This window comes from Pseudomonas sp. HMWF006 (genome assembly GCF_003061205.1).
In the GTDB taxonomy this organism is placed as follows: domain Bacteria; phylum Pseudomonadota; class Gammaproteobacteria; order Pseudomonadales; family Pseudomonadaceae; genus Aquipseudomonas; species Aquipseudomonas monsensis.
In genome coordinates this window covers 1-501 of record NZ_QAIU01000228.1, presented here as the reverse complement: position 1 = coordinate 501, position 501 = coordinate 1, and the positions used below count along the sequence as shown (strand labels likewise).

1 pseudogene is annotated in these 501 nt (G+C 60.5%); it reads right to left on the bottom strand.

Annotated features, from left to right (window positions below):
* Nucleotides 1-501: pseudogene (gene uvrC / locus DBR24_RS31800) on the bottom strand (excinuclease ABC subunit C); the annotation flags it as partial.

The following is a 501-nucleotide window of genomic DNA, read 5'->3' as shown; positions in this document are numbered from 1 at the left end:
CCCCCGCCGTGACACCTTCGATGTTGTAGCGGCGGTAATCCGACTTGATCGCGCCTTCCGGGCCGAAGACCACGCAAGAAGCGACCGTCGCCTCACCGCTGGAATGGCTGATGTCATAGCATTCCAGCCGCTGCGGCGGCTCATCCAGATTCAACACTTCAGCCAGGGCTTCGAAGCGCGCGGCAGTGTGCTGACGATTGGCCAGTCGCGCACCCAGCGCCTGCTCGGCATTGGTGACGGCCAGTTGCTGCCAACGCGCTCGCGTACCGCGAACCCGATGACTGATGGCCAACTCCCGGCCACGCAACTCATGAATGGCTTCGATCAATGTCGGAAAGTCTTCGTGCACGACGTTGACGATCAGTTCGCTGGGCAAGTCGCGTTCGGGACTGCTGATGAAATACTGCCCCAGGAACGCCGCCATGACTTCGGAAACGTCTTCTTCGATCCCGACCTGAGGGAAGAAATTCTTGCTGCCCAATACACGCCCGCCACGAACAC